The organism is Chitinophaga sp. (genome assembly GCF_017745275.1).
GTDB lineage: Bacteria > Bacteroidota > Bacteroidia > Chitinophagales > Chitinophagaceae > Chitinophaga.
Genome location: NZ_JAGHZS010000002.1, coordinates 235,859 through 261,677, shown reverse-complemented (window position 1 = coordinate 261,677; position 25,819 = coordinate 235,859). Strand labels below are relative to the sequence as shown.

Below are 25,819 nucleotides of genomic sequence, written 5' to 3'. Positions count from 1 at the left end.
CAGAAAGCTATTGGCTCACGGCTATGCCAATAGCTTTATCAACGCCTGGTAATAATTTTCATATCCCTGCGCGGCCGTACTCAGGAACAGATAAGGCTCTATCGCCTCCAGCTCCATCAGGTAAAATTCATTGGCACTGATCACACCATCTACCCGCACATACAATGTTCCTTTGCAGAATTGATCCACGTATTGTTGCGCTCTGCTTACAAATGATTCGCCTGCAGCCGCCCGTTTAAAGGTGCCTCCATGATAATGCTGTACGCGGAAGTCTCCTTGTTTAGGCGTTTTCAGCAGCATGTGACTAAACGCGCCACCAAAGAAAACAAACGACCACTCTCCTTCTTCGATCTCTTCCAGGTAAGGTTGTACCAGGAAATCTTCTGCCTGCAACAAATCATCCAGGAAAGCCTGTTTGGCGGCAACTTCATTAACAGTTAATAACATTGTATTTTTTGCGCCGGCACTTACGCAGGGCTTCACTACAATTTTATCGGTATTCCACAAGGTAAAAAAGGAATGCCAGTCGGGTGTAGTGCCTTGTGGCAATAACCGGCTCGGAATAACCGGTAGCCCGGCATCCGCTATTTCGAGGAGATATTTTTTATTGCTGTTCCACCGCACCATATCGGCGGAGTTGAGTAATTGCACACCTGCTGCTTCTGTTGTATTTAACCAGGCATAGAATGTATCAATCTGATCATGATAATCCCAGGGCGATTTAATGATGGCCACATCATACTGTTGCCAGTTTACTCCAGGTTCATTCCATACCACCGGTGTGATATCGATGCCCTTCTCCTGCAGGAATTTCAATAACAGGTCATCTTCGCTTTCTGTAATGCCTTCATTGTACCGTGCTTGCTGTTGATAAGTAACCAGGGCTATTTTCTTATTCATAATTTCCTGCTTTAAATGTTGCGACGATCAGTTTGGTTGGCAAAAGTACTTTAAAGGAAGATGAAACGGTGCATACAAATTTCTATATCAGTATCATTAAAAACTATGGAAGCACAGCGGCTGTTACAAACGAAGCAAAAAAAAGGTCGCCTCTAAAAGAAGAGACGACCTCATTTACATCATACTTAATCACACTTAATATCCGTCATTCTGTATCAGTACAGGTGCATTACGGTCTATCTCCGTTTGCGGAATAGGCCAGAATTCATAGTTATCCTTGTACTTTGTTTTGATATCAGGATGCAGCGGATTCGGTACAAAGCCATTCAATTTCTGCGTTGCAATGCCCCATCTTCTCAGATCGAAATAACGCAATCCTTCCAGCGCAAATTCCACTCTTCTTTCATGGCGGATACGTGTACGCATATCCGTTTGTGACAAGCCCGCCGGAAGATCCGGCATGCCAACGCGGTTACGTACCTGCTTCATGGCCGCATATACAGTACCATCCGGACCGGCAGCTTCATTCTGTGCTTCTGCATACATCAGCAGGATATCGGCATAACGGAGTAATACAAAATCATTATCATCAATGGTACCATAGTCCGGGTTTGTCAGCGAAGGATCCAGCCATTTTTTTACGGCATAGTATCCTGTTATCCAGCTATCTTTTCCGGGGGTGGCTACGGACAAGTCGCCGTCAAATGGCCAGCCCTGTGCTTTGGTATCACCGGGGAAGAAGAAAGTCATCCGCATGCGTGGATCACGGTGTTCATACGGTTTGCCCGGAACATATACACCGGAAGAAGCCGTGTCTTTGCCGTCTGCCGCTTCGTACTCATTGATAAGATCCTGGGTAGCCAGTTCTCCTTTCCAGCGTTGCAGGTTCACTGATATGGCCACATCCTGGTGCAGCATATTAGGACGCATATACCTCACAGAAAACATGATCTCCTTGCTGTTGTTCTGATCAGGTTTGTAGAAATTGCCAGGATAGCTGGGGTTCAGGCTGAACTTACCGGCTGTCATGATTTCCTTCGCCAGCGCTGCTGCTTCTGCATATCTTTTCTGGAACATCAGTACCCTTACTTTGTACCCCTGTGCAGTGGCTTTCACTGCATGCCCGTTGTAGTAGCTGGTATCCGGTAATGCCGCGATAGCAGCATCCAGATCAGCGAGTACCTGTTTTAATACATCTGCCCGGGGAGATTTTGCCCTGGAAGTAGTATAATCAACAGTGAATGGATCTTCGGTGATTAATACGGTATTGCCATAGAGCTGGGCCAGCCAGAAGTAATTGAAGGCCCGCAGAAAGTAAGCTTCTCCTTTATACAATGCCAGTTTATCCCCACTTAATACGGTACCTACTTTAGCCAGGAACACATTCGCGGAAGCAATGGCCTGGTAGCTGTTATCATAATAAGATCTTACAAAATCTCCCGACTGAGGTGTAATACCTGAAGTAAGCGCATTAGTTCCTCCACCGTAATTATATTGTCCGTAAGAATCATCGGTAAAATTATCCCAGGCAAAAACGGTGAACTGTGATGTAGCGTATCCACCGCTGCTGGCGTACAGATTGTTATATAAGCCGGCCAGTGCTTTGTCTGCATCATCCGGTGTTTTCCAGAACAGGGAGGTGGCCAGTTTATCCGGAGGAGTGAGGTCCAGCGCCTTTTTACACGCACTCAACAGCATCAGGGTGGCACCTGCTATTACTAGTATATATTGCTGATATCTTTTCATAACTGAATCATTTAACGGGAAGAAATTAAAACTGTACCGTAGCGCCGAAAGTGTAGGTTTTGGTTTGCGGATAAGTTACATAACTGCCATCTCCTACACGCTCCGGATCCAGGCCCGGAAATTTGCTGATGGTAAATACATTGTCGGCGGTAAAGAATACCCGCAATGATTTCATACCAATACGGCTGATAGTGGCAGCGGGTAAGCTATAGCCCAGTTGCAGATTTCTCAGCCGGAGAAAAGAAGCATCTTTCAGGAAGTAGGTAGATCGATAGTACTGTACCGGGGCATAGTTATCGGCTACGTATATCCGGGGCATCGTAGTGCTGGGATGTTCTGGTGTCCAGCGATTCCGCCAGTCGGCAGTAGGTACGGATCCCTGTCTGAAAGGTTCTATTCCCCACCCGGTAACATAAATTTTCTGCCCGGTGGAGCCATACAGCTGCGCACTCAGGTCGAAGTTTTTCCAGGAGGCACCGAGGTTCACCGCATATTGCAGGGTAGGGTATTTTCCACCGGTGTAAGTACGGTCTTTGTCGTCGATCACGCCGTCTCCGTTAACATCTTTTATCTTCAGATCTCCGGGTTTGGCGTCTACCGGTTGTTTGGGCGATTTGGCTATTTCATCTGTGCTCTGGAAAATACCATCCCATTGGTACAGGTAATATTCATCCAGCGGATGTCCTTCTTCCCTGATATTATTACCCAGGATATCTCTTTTACCATATTTCTCCAGGATGTTTTTATAATGCTGGAAGTTAGCCCCTACATACCAGGTAAAATTTTTCCCGATACGGTCGTTATACTGGATGTTAAATTCATATCCTTTGTTTCTTACCGCACCATTATTCACAATGGGGGCGTTTAAGCCCAACCATATAGGCACCTGGGAGTTCCGCAGGATATCAAAGGTATATTTGTTGAACCAGTCGCCGGTAACAGTAAGACGGTTATCAAAAGCGGTCAGGTTAATTCCAAAATCCAGGACCCGGGTGGTTTCCCAGGTAAGACCGGGGAATATGATCTGGCGACCATAGAAACCGGTGGCGATATTGGAACCGAAAACATAAGGTGCGTTATTGAGGGTAGACTGATACGGATAGGTACCAATATTCTGGTTACCCAGTTGTCCCCAGGAAGCACGTAGTTTCAGGTCGTTGATCCAGGACACTTTTTTCAGGAATGCTTCTTCTGATATTCTCCAGGCGCCGGAGAAGGAATAAAACAAGCCCCAGCGGGTGTTGGAAGGCAGCCGGGAAGTACCATCATATCGTACACTGGCGCCGAAGAGGTATTTATCGTTATAATCATAGTTGGCATTACCATAAAAGGAACTGATTCCCCATTGCCCGGAGGTACCGTTGTTTGTTTGTCCATCAGTAGGACCTGCATTCAGTTCTCTCAGTACGTTGGTAGGAAACTGGTTACGGCTGGCGCCCAGGGTATCTGCTTTATTTTGTTCCTGCTGGAAACCAGCGAGTGCGTTCAGGTTATGTGCGCCAAATTTCTTCTTGTAGGTAAACTGGCTATAATACACGGTGTAGATATACCCGGTATTGCTCACATACAGCCCTGGCGTGCCGTCATCCAGCAAACCGGCGGAGCTCATATCACTAAAGTAATAGGTGGGCACTACAGGCCTGAAATCGTTGGATTTGTAGTTATCATAGTTCATACCGGCACGGTTTTCCCACTTCAGGCCATCAATGATATCCACATCGAGTGATAAGTTACCCTGTGCATAATAATCGTTGGTGCGTACCCGTATGTCTTCGTCAACAATAGCTACCGGGTTTTTATTGCCCAATTCATTGTTGTAGGCTTTCTTGATCCATTTACCCTGGTAGGAAGCAGGGTAAAGCGGTGATTGTGCCAGGGCAGAGAGGAACATATCACCGGCGCCATTTTCAGGATATTTCCGGTTGGCATACCGCAACTGGATATTAGTTCCGAGTGTTACTCTTTTATTAACCCTGGAGCTAAGTCCGAGATCTAATGTATATTTTTTATAGTCGAAGCCAATCATTACCCCGGGTTGATTACTGATACCCAGGCCCAGGCTGTAGTTGGTATTGTCTTTACCACCGCTCATGTTCAGGTAGTGGTTTTGTGTGTAGCCAGTGCGGAAAATATCATCCAGCCAGTTGTGGTTAGGATATTTTTCGCGGTCGGTGGCGTTCTTATAAAGATCTATTTGCTGTTGGCTATAGATGGCAGGTAAGCCGGAGTTGGCGCGTGCTTCGTTGGACAGCGACATATACTCTGCCGAGTTACTGATCACATCCGGCAGTTTGGCTGCTTTGGAGATACCGAGGTTGTAGGCATAGGTAAGTGAGAAACCCGCTCTTCCTTTTTTTGTTTTTACCACGATAACGCCATTGGCGCCACGGGAGCCGTAGATGGCGGCAGATGCCGCATCTTTCAACACAGAAACAGATTCAATATCGTTAGGATTCAGGGCGGTCAGGTTACCGGGTAGTCCGTCAACAATCACCAGCGGATCATTGCCGGCACCGCTGAAGGTGCTCACACCACGGATACGCAATTGTACATTTTCGTTGCCGGGTTCACCGGAACCTTGCGTTACCTGTAAACCCGGGAGTTGCCCCTGGAGCAGGGAGGCCGGGTTAGTGGCCACCCGTTTGTTCAGGTCTGCACCGGAAACGGTGGCCACGGCGCTGGTCAGCTTATGTTTTTCCTGTGTGCCATAACCTACCACCACTACTTCATTTAATCCTGCTACATCTTCTTTCAGGACTACTGTAATAGCAGTTTGATCTGACACCACAATTTCCTGTTTCAGGAAACCGATCGCAGAGATCACCAACACCGCGTTGTCCGGTACCTGTAAGGAAAACAGGCCATCTACCGTAGTAAGGGCACCGTTGGTAGTGCCTTTCACCTGTACGGTAATGTTGGGCAACGGATGTCCTTTTTCATCCAGTACTTTCCCGGTGATTTTTTTTGTGCGGATTTGTTCTGCGGCACTTTTAAATACCACCATGTTATTTTCCATGATGGCATAGTGTAAGCCGGTTTGACGGGATATTTCGTTCAATACATCGCGGATATCGGCCTTTTCCATGGTGAGACTAAGCCGTGGCAGCTTTTCAATAGCGGTATTGCTATAGTAAAAAGTATACCCCGATTTTCTTTCGAGATAGTGGAATACCTTCTCTACATCTGCTTTCACAAAGGAAACAGAGATGGTATTTTGCGAATACCCTGATGCAGAGACCTGGAAAAACAGGCCGATCAGAAAGCAGGTAAATTTAAACATCAGTAGTAGTTTTCTTCCATAACATGGTAGTTCAAACGTTGTTCGTTGCGTTTTTCTTTTCATAACCTGGAAAATTCTTATTAAGACTCAATAAATGTGGAATCCTTTTGTAATAAATGGCCGACACTAACCGGCATAGAAAGCCCGCTAGGGAGGTCGCTCCCCAAAAATGGCGTTGATATTCATAACGGAAGATTTTAGTTAATCGTTATTACATCCCCCTGGATGGAATATTTAAATGGTTGAATTTCCTGTAAAATGTTTAGTAGTTTTTCGATTGATACATTGTCGGCCCGCCCGGAGAAGCGCTGTCCTGCCAGTTGCGGATCAGTGATCGCTATTTTTACCCCATACCAGCGTTCCAGTCGTTGTGCAAGAACAGACAACGTTTCATTTTGAAATATGAGTTGATTATTGATCCAGGCAGTTTCCAATACGTGGCTGCTATCTGTTGATGAAACAGGTGATAAAGGCTGACGTTCAATAACGAGCTGTTCTTTTCTGTGGTTGTTATAGTTGGCCTGCTTGCTTTCGGTGGTAGCGGTGGCTTTTCTCAGCAATACTTTTTCATTGGGAGTTACCCGTAGTACCTGTTGCCCTTCTTTCACCCTTACCTCTACCGCACCGGAGATCACCGCTGTTTCCTCAAAATCTTCTTCTTTATAAGAGCGTATATTGAAGCTGGTACCCAGTACCCGAACATCCATTTTTTCCGCGTGTATAATAAAAGGCCGGCTGGCGGCATGTTTAATATCAAAAAAAGCTTCCCCGGTGAGGTATACTTCCCGCACGCTTTTATCCATTTTTTCCGGGTAGCGTAAAGTACTGCCGGCATTTAGTAAGATGGTACTGCCATCCATTAAACGAATCTTCGTTTTCATCCCGGCATCTGTGGTCACTATTTTATATCCCGGAAAAGACGATTGCCAATACAGGTATCCAAGTCCGGCGCCAGCCAGGCAAATCATTGCCAGCAGGGGAACAAGTACCCGGCGGGCCCGAAAGCGCCGCTTAGGCGGCTCCGTATTAACGGCGGGTGCTTCCAGGTATTCATCTCCTATAGCATTACTTACCCTTGCCATCAACCTTTCCGTGTCAGCATCGTCCACCACCATCTTTTTTTGAAAAGACAGTTGCTCTATCATACCGGCTTTCAGCCAGTCGCCCGGATGTTGTAGTAACAATTCGTCCAGCTCCGCTTTTTCAGCGGCGGAAATTTCGCCACTCCAGTGCAGGGCCAATAATTCCGATAACCGTTGGGTCATTTACAAAAAGTGTATTTTTTCGATGATTGTAGTAATAAGACAACCACCGAAAGAAAAACAATTAAGCGGGTGAAAAAAATTTTTTAAGAGTAGGAATATTTCAGGGTAGGTCCCAGTGCGGCCCATATTTTTTTCAGGGCGATGGTCATTTGTACATTCACGGTGGCTTTCGAAAGGTCCAGCAGGGTGGCGGCCTGCTCATAGGAAAATCCTTCCTCTTTTACCAGTATAAAAATCTGCCGGCAACGGGGCGGCAAAGACTGGATAGCGGCTTGTATATGATCCAGCTGCTCTTTGTTGATCAGGATATCTTCCGGGTTTTGTGCATGGTGGTGGCTCACTTCCACTTCCCAGGCGGCCAGGTGTGTTTGTCGCCGCCCATTTTGCTTTAAGTAGTTAAGCGCCGTATTTTTTACTGCTTTAAAAAGATAGTATTGCACATTATCAGGCGGGGTTACCTGCGCTCTTTGCTGCCATATTTTGATAAATACATCTGCTACCACTTCCTCTGCTTCTGCTTCATTGCCCACAATGCTGCACGCGAAATACCGCAATGAAGGACTAAACGCCTTCATCATCTGCTTAAATACGGCAAGATCCCCCAATGCCCAAAAAGAAGAATAATCAGCTGCTTTACTACTCATGGTCATGAAAAACTAAAATAGTATTTCTTTTGATACCCGCTGAATATCGGATTACCTATTTTCAATAGTAAATTACCTGTAAATAGTGTTATTATATACCAACTGCGTCCTCTTCGCTTTGATTAATAGGATTTTTTAAATATTTTTATCGGCACCTAAATCGGTTTAGCAACCTTATAAGGTCCATACGGATACTCATTACGAACCCATAAACAAGTGCATTATGAAGGGATTCCACGTTCTACTATTCCTGCTGCTGGCTGCAACCGCCAATAGTCAGTCTAAAAAGGCCTATACGAAGTACGTCAATACATTTGTTGGAACCGCACCGCTTACAGATCCAAAAATCCTGGGCTACGAACTGCCACAGGGCTGGCGGTCCTGGGCCGGCCTTACCTTCCCCGGCAGCTCATTACCCAATGCCATGGTACAGCTCAGCCCCATGACCGCTTATGGCTCCGGCGCAGGGTATCAATATGAAGACAGCATCATCTACAGTTTTACCCATACCAACAAAGGACACTGGAACCTTTGTAATATCCCGGTGCTTCCGGTATCTCATCCCGGCGAAACCTTCCGTTCCCGGTTTTCTCATAAAAGAGAAAGCGCCGCCCCCGGATTTTACCAGGTATACCTGGATGATTATAACGTAGACGTACGTCTCACTTCTACCCTGAGATGCGGCTATCACCAATATCAATTCAAAGACGCCCATCAACGGCAAATCCTGTTTGACCTGGCCAAAGCTAATAACCACGTAAATAGCTGGGATATGGAAAAAGTGGGCAATAATGCCTTGCAAGGCTACCAGCAAACGGGAGAACGCATCTTTTTCTACGCCATCCTGAATACCAATATTGCTAAGTTAGACCTGCCCAATAAAGGCAACAGTAGCGGCTATGGCCTCGTTACACTGGTGGACGGCACCGGTCCGGTAGAAATGAAAATAGGCATCTCTTTCGTGAGCACCATGAACGCTAAGGAGAACCTGGAAAAAGAAATTGGAAAAAAAACGTTTAGTGATATCCGTAAGGAAGCCACCCAAAAATGGGAAACGCTGTTATCATCTATCCAGGTAAAAGGTGGTACAGAAAAACAAAAGGGCATGTTTTACTCCTGCCTGTACCGCTCCTTCCTATGGCCAGCCCTGCGCAGCGATGTAAATGGCGACTATACCGACGCCCAACACAAGGTGGTGAAAGCTGATTTTAATTACTATACTGAACCCTCTCTCTGGGATACTTACCGGAATAAAGATGTGTTGCTGGGACTGATTTCTCCGCAGGTAACATTGGATGTGATTAAGTCGATGAAGGATGTGGGAGACAAGAAGGGCTTTATCCCTACTTTTTTCCATGGTGACCACGGGGCTTCCTCCATTGCTGGTGCTTATCTCCGCGGCATTGATAAGTTTGACATCAAAGGCACGTATGACATATTGTTGAAAAACGCCAACATAGAAGGTGGCGCCAGGCCTTTCATTAAAGAATACATTGAAAAAGGATTTATTGCGGACCCGGATATCAGCCATCCCCACGTGGAAAGCAAGGGAAAAGCCGGCGTATCCAAAACATTGGAATATGCCTATGATGATTATTCGGTAGCACAGATCGCACAAAAACTGGGCGACACCGCCAACTATCGCATCCTCATGGCCAGGTCAAAGAACTATAAAAATGTGTTTGATCCATCCATCCGGTTTATGCGGGGTAAACTGGCCAATGGCAATTGGATTGAGCCCTTCGACCCACAATATCCCTACTACGAATACATGTTCCGTGAAGCCAATGCATGGCAGGTATCCTTCTTTGCGCCGCATGATATGGAAGGCCTGATTGCGCTGTACGGCGGTGCGGATGCCTTTGAATCCAAACTGGATTCCTTATTCACCGTTCCCTGGAACCCACATTACATTGCCAGAAACGTAGAAACCATGATAGGCCAGTACTGTCACGGTAACCAACCGGACCACGAAGCGCCTTTCGCTTATTACTTTGTAGGGAAGCCGGCTAAATCCCAACATATCATTGATACCATCCTGAATACCCTCTACGGTATCGGTGATGATGGCATTGCACTGTGCGGGATGGATGATGCCGGTGAAATGTCATCCTGGTATGTATTCAGCGCCTTAGGCTTGTACCCCTACTCGGCCACCGATCCTAACTACCTCGTCACCGTTCCGCTCTTTGATGAAATAAAATGGAAAACCGCCACCGGAAAATGGCTCACCATCTCCAGGCCAGCAACAGGAAGGAACCTGACGGGAATCAAAGTAAACGGACAAACGAACAAAGGATACTTTGTACCACATGATTTATTCAGGAATGGCGGCGTGATAGAAGTGAATACTAAGTAGAATTACGAATTATGAATTATGAATTACGGATTTGTGGGGAGATAGTAAACGCGGGTCTTACCCCGTTGTTAATCTCCCTGCAAATTCGTAATTCTCCCAGCCTGTTTAAAATAATTTTTTGTTTGCATCACAAACAAGATTTACATTCGTATGTAAAAACAGCATTATGAGTGCAGTGGAAAATGAAATGCATCCTTTACAAAGTCTGAAGTTAATATCAGATGTCATTTTGCAGACTAAAGACGAGCTAAAGAACTATGGCTTTCTTTACCTGGTATGGGGATGGATCATTGCAGTGGCCAGTATTGCATTCTTTGCATTGCATACGTTTACGGCCTCGTCGTTGTTCTTTCTGCCGTTTCCGTTGCTGGTGGGAGCTGGTGTACTGATTACAGCGCTGTATTACCGGTCCTCCAAAAAAACGGCTGAAACATACCTGGCGGGTTACCTGAAAAATTTATGGTTTGTATTGGGCATTTGCTTTGTGTTGACGGTGTTTATCAGTCTTACCCAAAAAGTACAGCCTTTTACCTTTACCCTGCTGATCGGTGGCATAGGTACCCTTGTTTCGGGGTTAAATCTCCGATTCAAACCACTGATGGCTGGAGGAATATTGTTTTTTATCTTTGCCGTTATCAGCGTTTTCATAGATGAGATGTATCGTCCGCTCATTCATGGTATTGCTGTAATGCTGGGGTATCTTATTCCCGGGTATTTGCTTAAATATTCCAAATCATAATTAACGTTGCATGTTTAGTGATCTTGATCCTGTTTTAAATACACCTGTAAGACTGGCAATTGTTTCGGTATTGATAAAAATGAAGCAGGCAGATTTCAGTTATTTAATGGAAGTAACGAAAACTACACAAGGCAACCTGAGTCACCAGATCAAGAAATTAAATGAAGCGGAATATGTGGAAGTGATCAAAACATTTAAAGGCAACTATCCGCATACCATTTGTAAACTCACTACCAAAGGGAGGAAAGCATTTGAAAAGTATGTGGAGGACATCAAAAAATATTTACACTTGTGAGGGTGGGTGATGCTTGTATCGATCAACATTACGACTAAAAAAGGGGCTTTTTTTAACGGGCTAAAATCAGCCTTTTTTTAGTCTTTTTTAGTTTGTGATACAAACAAGATTAACAAATAAAATCAAAAAAAGGTTAGTAGCAGCGGGAATACGGGCTTCCTGCAGCTACCGGCACCTGCGTTCATCATTATTTAAAATAGTACTCATTATGAATGTTACCACAAATCTTCGTGCTACAAAGCGTTACCTGGGGCCACATCCCGGCATACTGGCCATCGTTTACATCGTGCTGTTTATGGCCAGTATTATACTGTTCTCCGTATTTGCGCATGGCGCTACTTTTCCTTCGCCATTTAGTGACCTGGGGAAATTCCAGCAACTGGTAAAGGATTTCCCGGCCGCACTGAAAGCCAATTCACTGCTGCAAGTAGCCAGTGCCATGCCGTTGGGGATCTTTACGGCCGCCATTGTCAGTAAAACGAGATCACTTGGTGTGATGGCCGCAGGTCCTACCCTGGCATTGTTTGGTGGCATTACGGCTTCGTTGTTCGTGAGCCTCTCCGGGGTGTCCAGCTGGATCATTACGCAGCCGGGCGTTGCAGACAATGTAGAGACAGTGCGTGTATTGCGGTTACTGGGATTTGCCACCGGTGGCATTACACATGCCATGGCACTGGGTTTACTCATGGCCGGTATCTCCGTTCCCTGTTTGCTGAGAAAATATACACCTGCCTGGATGGCGTGGCTGGGGATCATACTGGGGTTCCTCGCACAAGTGTCGATGTTCGGCCTGGTGCTGGAATCCGCCTTTATCCTCCTGCCCATCGTCCGCTTTGGATCTTATATCTGGATGGTGAGTACAGGATTTTCGCTAATGAAAAACAAATCAGTTTGATTCTTTTCCTTTTCAACTATAAAGCAATTCATAATGACAAACAAAGTAATACTGATTACGGGCGGCACTGCCGGTTTGGGTGCTGATGCTGCCCGCGCTTTTGCCGCCAGAGGCGCCAAGGTAGTGTTCTGCGGCAGACGCACAGAACCGGGTTTTGCACTGGAAAATGAAATCCGCAAAATTGGTGGAGAAGCTACTTTTATCCAGGCCGATGTAACCCAGGAAGAACAGGTAAAACACCTGGTAGATGAAACCATTCGTCGCTATAAGAAATTAGACGTGGCATTCAATAACGCAGGTGGCAATGCGGGCAACACCCCCATAGAAGATACCACTGCTGAACAATTTGCCAACACTATTCAACTGAACCTGACAGGCACCTTTTATGCGTTAAAGCATGAAATACGGGTCATGAAAGCCGCTGGTGGAAGTATCATCAATACTGCCAGCACTGCAGGTTTGAAGGGCGTAGGACAAAACATTGCGGGTTATGTAACCGCCAAACACGGACTGATAGGATTAACCAGGGCCGCCGCATTGGAAAATGCCCGTCACCAGATAAGCGTAAATGCCATTGCACCAGGCGTGATTCAAACGGAACAATGGCTGGAGAACATAAAAAAAATACCCGGACGCCTGGAAAAAATTGCAGAAGCCATGCCTACCGGCAAATTGGCTACACCAACTGATATTGTACCGCTCATTTTATTCCTCGCTTCAGATAAGGCCAAGTTTATCACAGGCGCAGCTTTACCGATAGACGGTGGGCTACTGGCGGGCTAAAGGCGTTTCCTTCTATCGTTTAAAAAACATGGCCACGCTTTAGGCGTGGCCATGTTTTTTATATTGCCGGCACCTTCACTCTTACAAACTCTCCTTTTTCTGTAGCAATCTGGTTGCCCCATCCAAAAAGTGCGTCTAATACCGGCACGAATGTTTTCCCAAAATCAGTTAAGTCATACACAACTTTAATCGGCGGCTTATCTCCATACACCTTTCTTGACACCAACCCATCATCTTCCAGTTGCTTTAACTGTAAACTCAACGTTCTTTCCGTTACACTGGGCATTTCCTTTCTAAGCTCGTTATATCGCCTGCATCCATCTTTTAAATGATAAAAAATCACCGTCTTCCATTTGCCTCCCACGAAATCCATCGCCAGGCTTACTGTGCAGGGATATAGCTTACCATTTACTTTTATATAGTCGCTTTCGCATTCTATTTTCATCATCATTGTTTTTTCATACACCTATCCAAATGGATAGTTATTGCAAAGCTATTTAACTATACTTAGTTTTGCAACTATAAATTTTATAGTACTAAAAATTGATAGCGAAAACCAACTATTTAACTTTAAAAAACAGGTAATAATGACACATCCATATAAACCACTCGTTACCATCGTAGGTGTTTTAGGCAAGCAGGGACTTAGTGCAGCACGCACTTTAATAGACAGTGGACGTTACCGGGTACGCGGTATCACCCGTCGCGTTCATTCACCGGAGGCCATCAGTTTAGCGGAACAAGGCGTGGAACTGGTAAGTATCCCGCTGGACCTGGGGCATCAATCTGAGTTTATAGCAGCTTTCCGCGGCTCCGATAGCGTGTTCCTGATGACGCCGGGCATTACTCCTCCCGCTACTCATGAAGCGCCACTGGGTAAAGAACTGGCCGACGCCGTAGTAGCAGCAGGTGTACCGCATCTTATCTTCAGCAGCCTGGAGAACGTGCATGCCATCAGTGGCGGTGAGAAATTTGCCCCTCACTTTACAGACAAGGCTAACGTAGAAGCCTATATCCGTACCCTCCCTATCAGGAGCAGCTTTATCTACATGGCTTTCTTTTATACCAACCTGGTGGAGTTTTATACCCCTTATCAAAAAGAAGATACACTGGTATTCCCCATCTATCTGCCGAAAGACTTCAAGGCGCCCTTCGTTGATCCGTTAACGGCCACGGGACCTGCAGTACTGGAAATTCTTTCAAACCCCGACAAATACGCCGGGAAAGGATTGCCTGTCATCGGTGAATTTATTTCCCCGCAGGAAATGGTCGACACCTTTGTACGGGTTACCGGCAAAAAAGCCACCTACGCCTCCGCCTATACGCGGGAAGAATTATTAACACACTTCCCGCACTTTGGAGAAAATGAAACGTTGGTACAAGAGCTTTTAGGCATGGTATCATATGCTTATGAACATGGTTACTACCAGGAAGGACGCGACCTGGAGTGGAGCCGGCAGATAAACCCCGACAGTGTTACCTGGGAACAGTTCTTACACAACACGGGCTGGAAAGGTGAAAAACGGGCCTATTAATGGCAAAAGAGAAGCGGCCATATCCTTCCTGCGGCCGCTTCTCTTTATTTACTATCTTACACGGGTAAACGAATACCTGTGGAATACATTTTAATAGATACCAACCCTAAGTTAGTCGCCGCCTGGAGGGAATCCTTTGCCGACGTACCGCATGTAAAAATCATAGAAGGTGATATTACCAAATTAAAAACAGATGCTATCGTAAGCCCTGCCAATTCATTTGGTTTCATGGATGGTTCACTGGACTATGCCATTTCAGAGCGACTGGGATGGCAGTTGGAGAAGGAGTTGCAACAACGCATTAAGCATCTCCCGGAGGGGGAATTATTAGTAGGGAAAGCTATGGTACTGGAAACCAATGACCCCGACATTCCATATCTTATTTCTGCGCCGACCATGCGTATTCCTACTAATTTCAATATTGACACGTCCATTAATGCCTACCTCGCCATGAAGGCAATTCTGATAGCAGCCGATGGTGATGAACGGATACAAATGGTAGCTATTCCCGGTCTCTGTACAGGCGTAGGCCGTATGCAGCCTGTGATCTGCGCCAGACAAATGCGCTATGCCTACGACGAAATAGTGGCAGGAAAGAAACAGGACTTCGCGAACTTCGGGGAGGCTCAAAAATACCATTGGAATATCAACCCACAAGGGATGATCTGGACGCATTGATTACTTCCCCGAAAAACGACTCAGCGTTTCCCTGGAAACACCCAGGTAGGCAGCAATAAGCGTTTTGGAAACCCGCTGAAATAGCCGCGGGTACTGCGATAGCAATAGCTCGTAGCGCGACTGTGCATCATTACTTAACAACGAAAGAATCCTTTGCTGCTGGGCTACAAATCCTGACGAAACTTTCATCCGGAAAAAATGTTCCATCTTATGAGAGGTTTCGCATAGCTTTTTTTTGTTTTCGATAGATATACACAGCAGCGTGGTATCTTCCAGGCAATTGATGTTCAATTGCGCCGGCGTTTGCTGCAGGTATGCCAGGTAATCGGAGATCCACCAGTCTTCCATCGCAAACTGTAAAATGTGTTCTTTCCCCGCCTCGTTGGTATAGGCAGCTTTCAACAACCCACTCACCACAAAATACTCCTGTGTTACTTCACTTCCCTCCTGCACCAGGTATTGATGCTTCTTTAATTTCTTCGTGGTAAAATAAGAGAGTACCTGCTCAAATTCAGTATCCGTCAGTGATACAATAGCAGCGATATGTTGTCTTAATACGGTACTCATTTTTTACTGATTTACGCCTGCAAAATAGGTTTAAATGTGATGCAGATCACTATTTAATAGTGATCTGTATCCTTTTACAGGTCCTGCCAGCATGCGAATTTTACATCAAATTTATCACATGAAACAAAGCATCTGGCTATTATGCTGCTTATTAACAGGCTTTTTCGCCTACAGTCAAAATAAAACAAATCATATGAGTAAAAAGATATTGATCGTGGTTACTTCTTGTGATGCAGTACCTCACAACAACCACCCAACAGGCATCTGGATAGAAGAATTTACAACTCCCTGGTACCAGTTTACCGATCAGGGTTACAACGTTACCATTGCATCGCCTAAAGGTGGAAAGGCTCCTATAGATCCCAAGAGTACCCGCCCGGAATTCAGCACTCCTTCCGTAAAGCGATTCTTCCAGGACAGCTCCGCACAACAACAACTGGATCATACGGTACCTCTCAGCAGCGTACAGGCCAAAGATTATGACGCCATCTTTTACCCCGGCGGCCATGGTCCTATGTGGGACCTGGTAGATAATACTGCTTCTATTCAGCTCATCGAAAATTTTTATGAGGCAGGTAAACCAGTAGCGCTGGTATGTCATGCACCGGCTGCACTGAAAAACGTAAAAAATAAAAACGGCTTACCGCTGGTACATGGCAAACAGGTAGCCGGGTTCGCCAACAGCGAAGAAGTTGCCGGACAAACCACCCAGGAAGTACCTTTTATGCTGGAAGATATGCTGAAGGAAAAGCAGGCGATATATGTAAAGGGCGCCGACTGGCAACCATTTGCGGTAACAGCAGGGAATCTGATTACCGGACAGAATCCCGCATCAGCAGTATTGGTTGGAGAAAAAGTAATGGCTGCTTTGCAGGAGAAATAAAATGATACATCAGGCTTCAAATGCATTAGTTTGAAGCCTGATGCATTACTTCATCATTAACTCCGAATTATTCACCCACATCACAAAGTAAGGCTCCTTCACCGTTTTTCTCTTCATCATCACCAAATACGGCTTATCGAAATATAATTTCTTCGGTGCCGGCGGCATACTATCTACAGCGGCGGCGGCCACTGCTTCACTCTCTACTTCAGTGCCGTTTTCATCCATTACCAATGCAATGCGCTGCGATACTTCAGCCAACAAAAATGAAGTTGATTTTGACAAGATGGATTGTTGCTCCAATGAGGAGTAACGGGTAGCCAGGTTAAATCTCAACACTGGTATCGCCAGTTCATCCCGGGTGTCAAAATAAAGATGCTCTTCTGTTTTACCAGCAGCCAGCCAGGCATTTACCGCTTTTATTCCGGCAGACAAATTACTGAAATGTGATAACCCTTTGGCCATTATAATCTCCTGGGTAGTATCAGCCGGTTGCAGGGTAACTACAAAGTGATCTGCATCTTTATATGAGTTAATGGAAAAATTATCTACTATCAAATAATCATAGCGGAGCAACCCGAACGCCCTTACGGGAGTATTATTAAACTGAAGAAAATCTACCAGGCTATCAAAAGGTATTTTGTAGGGCAACGACTTACTGAATTTTGACTTTGCGTACAATAGTCCCCCTTCCGCTCCGGCGGTTACCTCATACTCACCCTTGCGGAGTGCGTCTTTAAAAGATGAAGTGGTATTTAATAACTTCAACTCCTCCGGAGCATCCGGGAATAATGAAATGCCATCTGGCAGTGCTTCCCGTAACTTATCCCAGGACAATAATAACGTGGGAGTATATATGGCCGTTTTTCCCGTAGGAATACGGCTTTCCAAAGTAGGTACAAAAACAGTTTCTTTGAAATGGCTCAGGGAATCTGGTTTGGGGAAACGCTGTGAGGTATCGCTTTCTATTTGTGGGACTTCACCGCCGCTACTTGCCTGGTGGCAACTACACCATAGGAAAATCAGGCACAGCGAGAGTATAGGTTTCATGCACTTATAACAATATGATATCAGCTAAAATAATCGTTTTTCATGATTAGCTCCAGGAAAATACAGCGATTGATTATCTTGTGATAGTGTTCGCCGTATTTCCTCAACACTAATTTTTATAACCGGGTATAATAATTATTGAAAAGATGGAACCACTTATTAGTCCCCAACATCTCAAAGCAATTTCCAGCAGGGAAAATCTTATCATTTTCGATGCCAGCGCGGGAAAAGATGCGTACCAGCAATACCTCTCCAAACATTTAAAAGGTGCCCGTTTTTCCAACCTGGAAAAAGACCTGGCTAATGTTCCGGAAAACGCCGCCAATGGAGGAAGACATCCGTTACCAGGCCTTGAAGACTTCCGAAAAACGCTGGAGCAATCCGGTGTTACAGAAGATGCACACATCATTATTTATGATAACAAAAATGGCTCCAATGCCGCCGCACGACTTTGGTGGATGCTGAAAGCATTCGGATTAAAAAATGTGCAGGTATTGGATGGTGGCCTTCCTGCAGCGGAAAAAGAAGGGCTGGCGTTTTCACAGGGAGAAGAAACGGTGGAAAAAGGACAACTGCAGAAAAGGATATCATGGGAACTGCCGCTCTCCAATATTGAAGACGTTGAAAAAGAAATAGCTGCCCAATCAGCTACCGTCATTGATGTGCGGGATGCCTACCGCTATCGTGGTGAATCAGAGCCTATCGACCTGGTAGCAGGGCATATTCCAGGCGCGATTAATATTCCTTTTTCGGAAAATCTCGACGAAAATGGCCAGTTTCTCTCCCCGGAAATTTTAAAGGAAAAATATACGAACCTATTATCAGGCAAACCCGAAAAACTCATTATCCACTGTGGTTCGGGAGTAACTGCCTGTCATACTATTTTAGCACTGACCTCTGCAGGTATGGAAATGCCGAATTTGTATGTAGGCTCCTGGAGTGAATGGAGCCGAAGAGATAAACCAGTAGCAAAAGAGATCTGACAAAATAATACATGGTGCTGTGATTTGTACAATCACAGCACCATGCATCAACATTTTTCACTACACAACAATCTGCTACTTCCCTTTTACAAGGCGCACCAGCCAAATCAGGATCACCGATCCAATTAATGCTACTATCAGGGAACCGATAAAACCATTCCCCATATGGATACCCAGCTTGCCGAATAACCAGCCACCGAGCCAGCCACCCACAACGCCTACCAGGATATCTATCAACACACCAAATCCATCACCACGCATAATTTTACCAGCGAGCCATCCTGCAATGCCGCCAATGAGTAAAGTCCATAACATAAGGAGATATTTTTAAGATAAATGAATGTAACAATTATTTACAACATATGTCATTAAAAAAGTAAGCGCCTTCAGATGAACATCTGAAGGCGCTTACTTTTTTAATGCTAAAACTACCATTTCACCCGCAACTCTGAACGCCTGTTTTGCTTGTATTCTTCTTCGTTGCACGGTACTCCATCTTTACATCCATTTACCGGGTCCTTCTCCCCTTTGTTGCTATAGTAAAGCCGTTTTGGATCAATACCTTTACCAGCAAGATAATCGATAACTGCATAGCAGCGCAGTGCAGACAAGTCAGTGTTATACTGGTCTGAACCACGGTTGTCGGCAAAGGAAGTAACTACGATCTTCCAGCCAGGATGACGTTTCAGGACAGCAGCCACCTGGTCCAGGATTCTACGGGACTCCGTCAACAACGATGCACTGTTGTAGTCATACAAAAACTTCAACTCTTCCAGCTTTTGCCGGTCTGTCTTTTCTTCCGCGGTATGATCTTTTCCTACCGGAACCGGCTGTTCTCCTGTTCCAGGTGGTGTACCGGGTTTGACAACCGGAGTCACTTCCTGGCCAGGGGTACCCCGGTTAAAGTAATTAGGGTCTGAAAAATAATAGATATCATCCTTGCCCATGCCACCTGGCCGGTTCGAAGCCAGGTAACCTTCATACCCATTTCGTTTTAACACCAATCCCATATCATCAGCGCCGGAATTGAATGGTAATTTCATATTCTCCGGCTTCTCCCAACTGGATTTTGCTCCTTTTACACGATAAATATCATAACCGCCCATGCCGGCATAGCCTCTGCTGGAGAAATAGAGAATGCCCTCTTCATTCACGGTGGGGAAAGTTTCCGCAGCCACGGTGTTTACCTGGCTGCCGCAGTTAATGGGCGCGCCCCAGGTACCATCGGGTTGCTTTTCTGTATACCATATATCTGTTTGTCCCAGGCCTCCCGGGCGATCGGATACAAAATACAGGATATCCCCATCGGAACTCAATACGGCATGACTCGCCGAGTAGCCGTCTACGTTAATACCCGGCATCAATACCGGGGTTTCCCACTTACCGTTCTTTTTTACAGACTGGTAAAGCTGTAGCTGGCGTACACCGTTCACAATGCCTTTACTGGTAACAGGCACTCCCCTTCCCTGTATATTGATGGTAGCATACAGCGTGTCTTCTCCGCTGCTTAAACATACAGGTCCAATATGATAATCATATTTCCCAAGCAACTGGGGAACCAGTTCTTCGAGGTATGCATTTGAATTGTCACCTGCATATTGCTGGTAAACATATGCTTTGTAATAAGGTTGTTCTGTACGTTTATCGATGGCCGGATGCGATTGCCCCCCACCATTAAGCGCCATTGAACGATACCCGTTCGACATCACCAGCAGCCCTTTCTTTACAGCGCCACTTACCACCTCAGAGCCATAAGTATTCAACTCTTTAAGCGGCTTTAATGATACCGGAGCGCCTTGCTGGTTCCATATTACAGCACTATCGCAACTTTGCAGCGCGATATCTTTTAATGTAAGGCTGTCGGCATTAGAGGTCGTAAATAAAGCATACTGCTTTTTGGCTTCCTCATATTGCTCTAACTGCCGAAGTACTTCTCCATAAGTAAAATGGGCAGCCGGAGGACAGTCCGGGCGACTGGTCATTTCCTTACAGATATCCGCCGCCGCTTTATAGTAACCAATTGCCTGGTAGCTATGGGTCATTTTTATCAACTGACTTAACGGTGTTTTACTCCCCTTGCTGCGGGCAATCCGGTAATACAAGGTCCCTGCTTTGGCGTACTCCTGTCTTGCATACGCTTCATCAGCTAACTGCAACCAACTCTTCTGCTCCTGGGCATACAATGTGGAGGTCATCAAAAGCATCAGCGGAATGGCCATTATCTTGCAACGTATCATACGTGTAATAACTAAAGGTTAAAAATACCTGGGGCTTCTTACGGTAAAATGTTTGGAAGGAATTAAAAAGCCCAGTGATATCTCATGGGATCCTCCCTGGTATCCTGCCATTTTATTAATGGTCAGATCGTAGGAATATCCGATACGCAGTTTTTCAGTAGCATAAAACTCCACCATTACACTGGCTGCATCTACTTCACTGAGATCCTTCTGCAGGTTGGTTTTGCGCCATATGCCCACCCCTGTGCGATAAGAAGCACCTGCCCATAGCTTTTCACCAATCAGCAGGAAAGCATTGATATCTACATTCGTAGGTCCTTTAAAATCTTCCTTGATCAGGATGGAAGGCTTTAGCTGCAAATTTTCACTTAAAGGAAACATGGCCCCGGTAGTAATATACAGGTGTTGTGTTTTACGGATCGTTGCATAGTTATTTCCTTTCCAGTTGTAGCGGGTTGCATCCGAGTACAACGAAAACAAATCCATCACTGAAGCACCGGCATAAAAACGGGAAGTATAATAGTAAATACCAAACCGGGCATCGGGCACCCATACGCTTTTCTTCCCCAGCGGCAGCGCCGCATCTTCATTATCTATGTATTGCAGTGAATTACCATCAATGGAATATTGCGTAACGCCACCACCCAGGCCAAAGCAAAGCCGGCGTGTACCCTCATCATCCAGCGGAATGCGATAAGCATAAGAACCATAAAGCGATAATCCCTGCTGCGGCCCCAGTTGATCAAACAACATTTGCAACCCTAATCCCACTTTATTATCGCTGGCTGGCGTTACCCCATCTATTGACACCCCACCTGTACGCGGGGCGCCGGGGAAACCAGCCCATTGATGGCGGTAAACGGTATTCACATACAGGTCTTCTTTATAGCCTGCATAAGCGGGGTTAACGCTTAAACCGTTGAATACATACTGGCTGAACTGTATGTTTTGCTGCGCTACCCCGCGCATACCGAGTGCCAGCAGCAAGACCATCATTCCTCCTCTAAGTACTGTTTGCATCTTTTACTTTTTTTGTAGCAGATAATATTGTTATCTCTTACCGTAATATGGATACCCAACCTTTATACTTCTTAATGCCATCCGGTTTCCTTACTTCCAGGATGTAGTAGTAGGTACCTTCATTCAGGTTAGAACCATCCCAATCGTTATGGTAATCCTTAGATTGATATACCTGTCCACCCCAACGGTTGAATATATACATCGCTGCACCCGGATATTTTTCCAAACCACCGATGATGAACCTTTCGTTCTTACCATCGCCGTTCGGTGTAATCACATTCGGGAACGACAGATCAGATCCTTCTATCATCACCGTAGATACGCCGGTGTTATTGGAGCTGTCAGCATCCGGCATCGTTGTACTGTATGCTGTTGCTTCGTTTACCAGCTTTCCGCCTTCTATTACACGGGCTGTCAGCGTCATTTGCACAGTAGCACCTGCTGCCAGGTTACCCACATTCCACACTACCAGCTTGCTGGCCGGTGTTATGGTGATTTCACCTTTGTCTGCAGCCGTATGGGTAGGTATATCCAGTTGTACCGGCAGGTGGTCTTCTGCTCTTACATCGGTGACTGATACGTTACCCATATTTTTCACGGTGATACGATAGGTCAGATTTTGGCCCATGCGGTAAGGTCCTGCCGCTGGTGTAACAATTTCTTTTGTCACTACCAGATCAGCCGCCAGTTTATCATCATCTGTAATGGTCACGGTAGCCTCATCGCTTGCACCTGCTGTGAAAGTATAATCGGCAGATTGGGCACCGGTAAGTTTGAACACCACGGTTTCCGGAGTCTCTACTTCGCGGTCGTCCTGTACGATAACAAGAACGACTACACTGTTTGCACCTGCCGGGATGGTGATGGTACCGCTAATGGCCGTGTAATCTGCATCCGGTGTGGCGCTGCCACTCATCATATATCGTATGGTGATAGGAGCTGCTGTGCGCTTGCCGCTTGCCAGGCTGATCGTAAATGCACCGTTGATGTTAGGTTCAGCAGCGTTTGGCTGGCTGGCTGTTACCACCAGGTCCAGGTTCGCATTATCATCATCCGCTATGTTTACAGTAGCTTTTTTATTGGCTCCTACTGTATAATTAATGGCAGGCGATTGGCCGCGGGTAACAGTAAGTATTACTGTTTCAACCGGTTCTATCAAATCATCATCAGTTACCATCACGGGTACGGTTACACTATTCTTGCCCGCGGGAATAACAGCAGTACCTGTAAGCGGCTGGTAGTCATTACCAGGTGTGGCCGTGCCTTCAATAATATAAGTAACGGTGATGTCTGCTTCTGGTATTTTTCCACTGGCCAGCCTGATCGTGAACTCACCTGCTGTTGATGGTTCCGCGGCGTTTGACTTCGTAGCTATGGCTTCCAGGTCCAGGTTGATGTTGTCATCATCAGCAATATTTACTGTAGCGGTGGCGCTGTTGCCTGGTGTGAATACCAGCGTACCGGCTTTACCTCCTGTTCCTGTAATGATCACTGTTTCGTTGCCTTCAATCAGCTGATCATCGATAACAGTTACCGGAATAGTCACACTGTTCTGGCCTGCAGGAATGATCACTGAACCGGTTAAGGTGTTGTAATCAATGCCGCTCTTCGCTGTACCCGCTACGGTGTAAGTAGCCGTGATATCCATTGCTGCGGTGACGCCGGCAGGTAAGCTGATAGCGAAGCTACCGTTGGTAGCAGGTTCTGCTCCATCAGCAATCCTGCTTACATTGAGCACCAGGTTAGCAGTTACCGTTTCATCATCCAGGATGTTGACAGTAGCCGCACCTGCATTAGTGAAGGCAAAGTGTGCAGAGCTGGCGCTGGTTGGTGTCATGATCACTGTTTCAGTACCTTCTATCACTTTATCATCTTTCACTATCACTGGTATGGTGATACTGTTCTGGCCTGCTGGAATGACAACGGTACCGGTCAGCGCAGTATAGTCTGCATTGGCAGTAGCCGTACCTGTTATCGCGTAGTTAATGGTGATATCTTCAGATGAAGTAATCCCTGCCGGCAATCCGATGGTAAAGCCACCATTGGTGGCAGGTTCTGCGCCGTCTGTTCCTTTGGCAGTTAATACCAGCTTAGCCGGAGTGATGCTTTCATCATCGGTAATATTAACGGTAGCACTGCTGTTACCTGTGAAGGTAAAGTGAGCGGAAGTACCACCACCAAGGGTGGCTACTACTGTTTCTGTTACTTCAATGATCTGGTCATCCGCAACTACTACCGGGATAGCTACGCTGTTTTGACCAGCCGGGATCACTACGGTTCCTGCCAGTGTAGTGTAGTCGGCGCCGGCTGTTGCAGTACCTGTTGCGTTATAGTTTACGGTGATATCTTCTGAAGAAGTGATACCTGCAGGAAGACTTACTTTAAAGTTACCACTGGTAGCTGGTTCTGCACCATCTGCGCCTTTCGTAATCGTCAGTACCAGGTTAGCAGGCGTACTACTTTCATTATCGGCGATGTTTACTGTAGCATTGGTATTACCAGTGAAAGTGAAATGATTTGAATTTCCACCATTCAATGTCATGATCACAGTTTCTGTTTGCTCAATTACCTGGTCATCTTTTACTACCACTGGTACGGCCACACTGTTCTGACCAGCAGGAATGGTAACAGATCCTGTGATGGAGGTATAGTCTGTACCACTGGTGGCAGTACCACTAACCATATAGTTCACGGTAATGTTTTCTACCGCAACGATACCAGCAGGAAGGCTAATACTGAAGCTTCCATTGGTGGCCGGTTCTGCCGCATCCGTAGTTTTAACAATGTTGAGTATGCGATTGGCCGCTATGTCTTCATCGTCCGTGATATTTACTATAGCGGTGCTACCTCCGGTAAACACGAAGCTGGTAGAAGCACCACTTGTTATCTTCATATCTACCGTTTCTGTTCCCTCCAGGATCCGGTCATCTATTACGGATACAGGTACAGTAATCTTATTCTGTCCGGCAGGAATGATCACGGTTCCACCGAGCGTTGTATAATCTGCTCCGGCAGTAGCTGTACCATTGGTGGTGTAGTTTACTGTAATAGGTTCTGACGCAGTGATACCTGCTGGCAGGCTGATGGTAAACTCACCATTTGTACCTGGTTCTGCCGCGTTTTTAGTGGCAGTTACGGTCACAACACGGTTTGCTGGCACGTTATCATCATCGGCTATCGTTACCGTTGCCTGGCGATTGGCAGCGCTGGCAGTGAAAGCAAAGTGGGTGCTGGTACCGTTGGCCAGGGTCAATACTACTGTTTCGCTGTTCTCAATGATTTTATCATCTATCACATTTACAGGCAATATTACCTTGTTTGCACCGGCCGGAATAACAATGGTACCACTAAGCGCATTATAATCAGCGCCACTGGTAGCTGTACCTGTTATGGCGTAGCTGACAGTAATATCCTCAGCCGAGGTTACTCCTGCAGGTAAGCTAATAGCGAAGCTACCATTGGTACCTGGTTCTGCCGCATTACCGGCATTGCCTACGCTCAGCACACGATTAGCAGCAGTGTTATCATCGTCTGTAATATTCACGGTGGCGCTCTTGTTAGTGCTGCCTGCCACGAATGTAAAGCTGGTAGAAGCAGCTCCGGTAGCTGTTAATACAACCGTTTCTGTGTTTTCTATGATCTTATCATCGATTACGTTTACAGCTACGGATACACTGTTTTTACCTGCAGGAATTACCACACTGTTACTCAGGGTAGTATAGTCTGTACCTGTTGTTGCCGTACCGGCTACTGTATAGTTCACCGTAACATCTTCAGCGGCGGTGTAGCCTGCTGGCAGGCTTACCGTGAAGGAGCCATTGGCAGATGGTTCTGCGGCATCTACCGGGTTTGTTACATAGATTACCCGGTTAGCGGCTACATTGTCATCATCTGTAATATTCATGGACGCATTACCATTGGTAGTGCTGGTCGTGAAGCTGAAGCTGGTGCTGTTACCGC

The 25,819-nt window shown here is 46.0% G+C and carries 21 protein-coding genes; 9 read left to right on the top strand and 12 right to left on the bottom strand.

Going from position 1 to position 25,819, the window contains the following annotated elements; translation table 11 throughout:
* Positions 1–21: 21 nt before the first annotated feature.
* The 5 genes from J7623_RS06735 to J7623_RS06715 form a co-directional block, all read right to left on the bottom strand.
* Positions 22–900: a hypothetical protein gene (locus tag J7623_RS06735; protein ID WP_291918846.1), complete on the bottom strand. Its 879-nt coding sequence runs from the start codon at positions 898–900 to the stop codon at positions 22–24.
* A gap of 195 nt (positions 901–1,095) precedes the next feature.
* A complete protein-coding gene (locus tag J7623_RS06730) occupies positions 1,096–2,646 on the bottom strand; it encodes a RagB/SusD family nutrient uptake outer membrane protein (protein ID WP_291918845.1) in 1,551 nt (516 codons plus the stop codon).
* A 25-nt stretch (positions 2,647–2,671) separates the two neighbouring features.
* A complete protein-coding gene (locus tag J7623_RS06725; protein WP_291918843.1) occupies positions 2,672–5,926 on the bottom strand; it encodes a SusC/RagA family TonB-linked outer membrane protein in 3,255 nt (1,084 codons plus the stop codon).
* Positions 5,927–6,123: 197 nt separating this feature from the next.
* Entirely contained in the window at positions 6,124–7,191 is a 1,068-nt protein-coding gene (locus tag J7623_RS06720) for a FecR domain-containing protein (RefSeq protein WP_291918841.1), read from the bottom strand.
* Between the two features lie 83 nt (positions 7,192–7,274).
* Entirely contained in the window at positions 7,275–7,841 is a 567-nt protein-coding gene (locus J7623_RS06715; RefSeq protein ID WP_291918840.1) for an RNA polymerase sigma-70 factor, read from the bottom strand.
* Positions 7,842–8,058: 217 nt separating this feature from the next.
* Between J7623_RS06715 and J7623_RS06710 the strand changes: the two genes are divergently transcribed.
* From J7623_RS06710 to J7623_RS06690, 5 genes are all read left to right on the top strand, one after another.
* On the top strand, positions 8,059–10,194 hold the full coding sequence (locus J7623_RS06710; RefSeq protein ID WP_291918838.1) for a GH92 family glycosyl hydrolase: 2,136 nt from the start codon (positions 8,059–8,061) through the stop codon (positions 10,192–10,194).
* A gap of 166 nt (positions 10,195–10,360) precedes the next feature.
* Positions 10,361–10,933 carry a hypothetical protein gene (locus J7623_RS06705; RefSeq protein ID WP_291918836.1) on the top strand — a complete coding sequence of 191 codons (573 nt, stop codon included), beginning with the start codon at positions 10,361–10,363 and terminating at the stop codon, positions 10,931–10,933.
* Between the two features lie 10 nt (positions 10,934–10,943).
* Positions 10,944–11,228 carry a transcriptional regulator gene (locus tag J7623_RS06700; protein WP_291918834.1) on the top strand — a complete coding sequence of 95 codons (285 nt, stop codon included), beginning with the start codon at positions 10,944–10,946 and terminating at the stop codon, positions 11,226–11,228.
* Between the two features lie 208 nt (positions 11,229–11,436).
* Positions 11,437–12,123: a hypothetical protein gene (locus J7623_RS06695; RefSeq protein WP_291918832.1), complete on the top strand. Its 687-nt coding sequence runs from the start codon at positions 11,437–11,439 to the stop codon at positions 12,121–12,123.
* Positions 12,124–12,156: 33 nt separating this feature from the next.
* Complete coding sequence (locus J7623_RS06690) at positions 12,157–12,906, top strand: SDR family oxidoreductase (protein WP_291918830.1); 750 nt, start codon at positions 12,157–12,159, stop codon at positions 12,904–12,906.
* A gap of 58 nt (positions 12,907–12,964) precedes the next feature.
* Here J7623_RS06690 and J7623_RS06685 read toward each other — a convergent pair whose 3' ends face one another.
* Entirely contained in the window at positions 12,965–13,351 is a 387-nt protein-coding gene (locus J7623_RS06685) for a helix-turn-helix domain-containing protein (RefSeq protein ID WP_291918828.1), read from the bottom strand.
* 142 nt (positions 13,352–13,493) lie between these two features.
* Here J7623_RS06685 and J7623_RS06680 point away from each other — a divergent pair, with 142 nt between their 5' ends.
* Positions 13,494–14,441 (top strand): NmrA/HSCARG family protein, encoded by a 948-nt coding sequence (locus tag J7623_RS06680; RefSeq protein WP_291918826.1) that lies wholly within the window; start codon positions 13,494–13,496, stop codon positions 14,439–14,441.
* A gap of 78 nt (positions 14,442–14,519) precedes the next feature.
* Complete coding sequence (locus J7623_RS06675) at positions 14,520–15,119, top strand: macro domain-containing protein (protein ID WP_291918824.1); 600 nt, start codon at positions 14,520–14,522, stop codon at positions 15,117–15,119.
* Here the strand turns inward: J7623_RS06675 and J7623_RS06670 are convergent, their stop codons facing one another.
* Complete coding sequence (locus J7623_RS06670; RefSeq protein WP_291918822.1) at positions 15,120–15,686, bottom strand: Crp/Fnr family transcriptional regulator; 567 nt, start codon at positions 15,684–15,686, stop codon at positions 15,120–15,122. It abuts the gene before it with no gap.
* Between the two features lie 193 nt (positions 15,687–15,879).
* On the opposite strand from J7623_RS06670, the gene J7623_RS06665 reads away from it, so the two are divergent.
* Positions 15,880–16,569 (top strand): type 1 glutamine amidotransferase domain-containing protein, encoded by a 690-nt coding sequence (locus tag J7623_RS06665; RefSeq protein ID WP_291918820.1) that lies wholly within the window; start codon positions 15,880–15,882, stop codon positions 16,567–16,569.
* 45 nt (positions 16,570–16,614) lie between these two features.
* On the opposite strand, the gene J7623_RS06660 is transcribed toward J7623_RS06665, so the two are convergent.
* Complete coding sequence (locus J7623_RS06660) at positions 16,615–17,619, bottom strand: hypothetical protein (protein WP_291918818.1); 1,005 nt, start codon at positions 17,617–17,619, stop codon at positions 16,615–16,617.
* A 146-nt stretch (positions 17,620–17,765) separates the two neighbouring features.
* Between J7623_RS06660 and J7623_RS06655 the strand changes: the two genes are divergently transcribed.
* Entirely contained in the window at positions 17,766–18,602 is an 837-nt protein-coding gene (locus J7623_RS06655; protein WP_291918816.1) for a sulfurtransferase, read from the top strand.
* 75 nt (positions 18,603–18,677) lie between these two features.
* Here the strand turns inward: J7623_RS06655 and J7623_RS06650 are convergent, their stop codons facing one another.
* From J7623_RS06650 to J7623_RS06635, 4 genes are all read right to left on the bottom strand, one after another.
* Entirely contained in the window at positions 18,678–18,917 is a 240-nt protein-coding gene (locus tag J7623_RS06650; RefSeq protein ID WP_291918814.1) for a GlsB/YeaQ/YmgE family stress response membrane protein, read from the bottom strand.
* Between the two features lie 113 nt (positions 18,918–19,030).
* On the bottom strand, positions 19,031–20,839 hold the full coding sequence (locus J7623_RS06645) for an OmpA family protein (protein ID WP_291918812.1): 1,809 nt from the start codon (positions 20,837–20,839) through the stop codon (positions 19,031–19,033).
* Between the two features lie 18 nt (positions 20,840–20,857).
* Positions 20,858–21,859, bottom strand: coding sequence for a type IX secretion system membrane protein PorP/SprF (locus J7623_RS06640; protein WP_291918810.1), 1,002 nt, complete (start codon positions 21,857–21,859; stop codon positions 20,858–20,860).
* Between the two features lie 37 nt (positions 21,860–21,896).
* On the bottom strand, positions 21,897–25,819 hold a 3,923-nt coding region (locus tag J7623_RS06635), incomplete at its 5' end, for a Calx-beta domain-containing protein (protein ID WP_291918808.1).

Coding starts and splice junctions, on each gene's coding strand:
- J7623_RS06735 (WP_291918846.1), bottom strand. CDS start 900: ATGAATAAGAAAATAGCCCTGGTTACTTATCAACAGCAAGCACGGTAC.
- J7623_RS06730 (WP_291918845.1), bottom strand. CDS start 2,646: ATGAAAAGATATCAGCAATATATACTAGTAATAGCAGGTGCCACCCTG.
- J7623_RS06725 (WP_291918843.1), bottom strand. CDS start 5,926: ATGTTTAAATTTACCTGCTTTCTGATCGGCCTGTTTTTCCAGGTCTCT.
- J7623_RS06720 (WP_291918841.1), bottom strand. CDS start 7,191: ATGACCCAACGGTTATCGGAATTATTGGCCCTGCACTGGAGTGGCGAA.
- J7623_RS06715 (WP_291918840.1), bottom strand. CDS start 7,841: ATGACCATGAGTAGTAAAGCAGCTGATTATTCTTCTTTTTGGGCATTG.
- J7623_RS06710 (WP_291918838.1), top strand. CDS start 8,059: ATGAAGGGATTCCACGTTCTACTATTCCTGCTGCTGGCTGCAACCGCC.
- J7623_RS06705 (WP_291918836.1), top strand. CDS start 10,361: ATGAGTGCAGTGGAAAATGAAATGCATCCTTTACAAAGTCTGAAGTTA.
- J7623_RS06700 (WP_291918834.1), top strand. CDS start 10,944: ATGTTTAGTGATCTTGATCCTGTTTTAAATACACCTGTAAGACTGGCA.
- J7623_RS06695 (WP_291918832.1), top strand. CDS start 11,437: ATGAATGTTACCACAAATCTTCGTGCTACAAAGCGTTACCTGGGGCCA.
- J7623_RS06690 (WP_291918830.1), top strand. CDS start 12,157: ATGACAAACAAAGTAATACTGATTACGGGCGGCACTGCCGGTTTGGGT.
- J7623_RS06685 (WP_291918828.1), bottom strand. CDS start 13,351: ATGAAAATAGAATGCGAAAGCGACTATATAAAAGTAAATGGTAAGCTA.
- J7623_RS06680 (WP_291918826.1), top strand. CDS start 13,494: ATGACACATCCATATAAACCACTCGTTACCATCGTAGGTGTTTTAGGC.
- J7623_RS06670 (WP_291918822.1), bottom strand. CDS start 15,686: ATGAGTACCGTATTAAGACAACATATCGCTGCTATTGTATCACTGACG.
- J7623_RS06665 (WP_291918820.1), top strand. CDS start 15,880: ATGAGTAAAAAGATATTGATCGTGGTTACTTCTTGTGATGCAGTACCT.
- J7623_RS06660 (WP_291918818.1), bottom strand. CDS start 17,619: ATGAAACCTATACTCTCGCTGTGCCTGATTTTCCTATGGTGTAGTTGC.
- J7623_RS06655 (WP_291918816.1), top strand. CDS start 17,766: ATGGAACCACTTATTAGTCCCCAACATCTCAAAGCAATTTCCAGCAGG.
- J7623_RS06650 (WP_291918814.1), bottom strand. CDS start 18,917: ATGTTATGGACTTTACTCATTGGCGGCATTGCAGGATGGCTCGCTGGT.
- J7623_RS06645 (WP_291918812.1), bottom strand. CDS start 20,839: ATGATACGTTGCAAGATAATGGCCATTCCGCTGATGCTTTTGATGACC.
- J7623_RS06640 (WP_291918810.1), bottom strand. CDS start 21,859: ATGCAAACAGTACTTAGAGGAGGAATGATGGTCTTGCTGCTGGCACTC.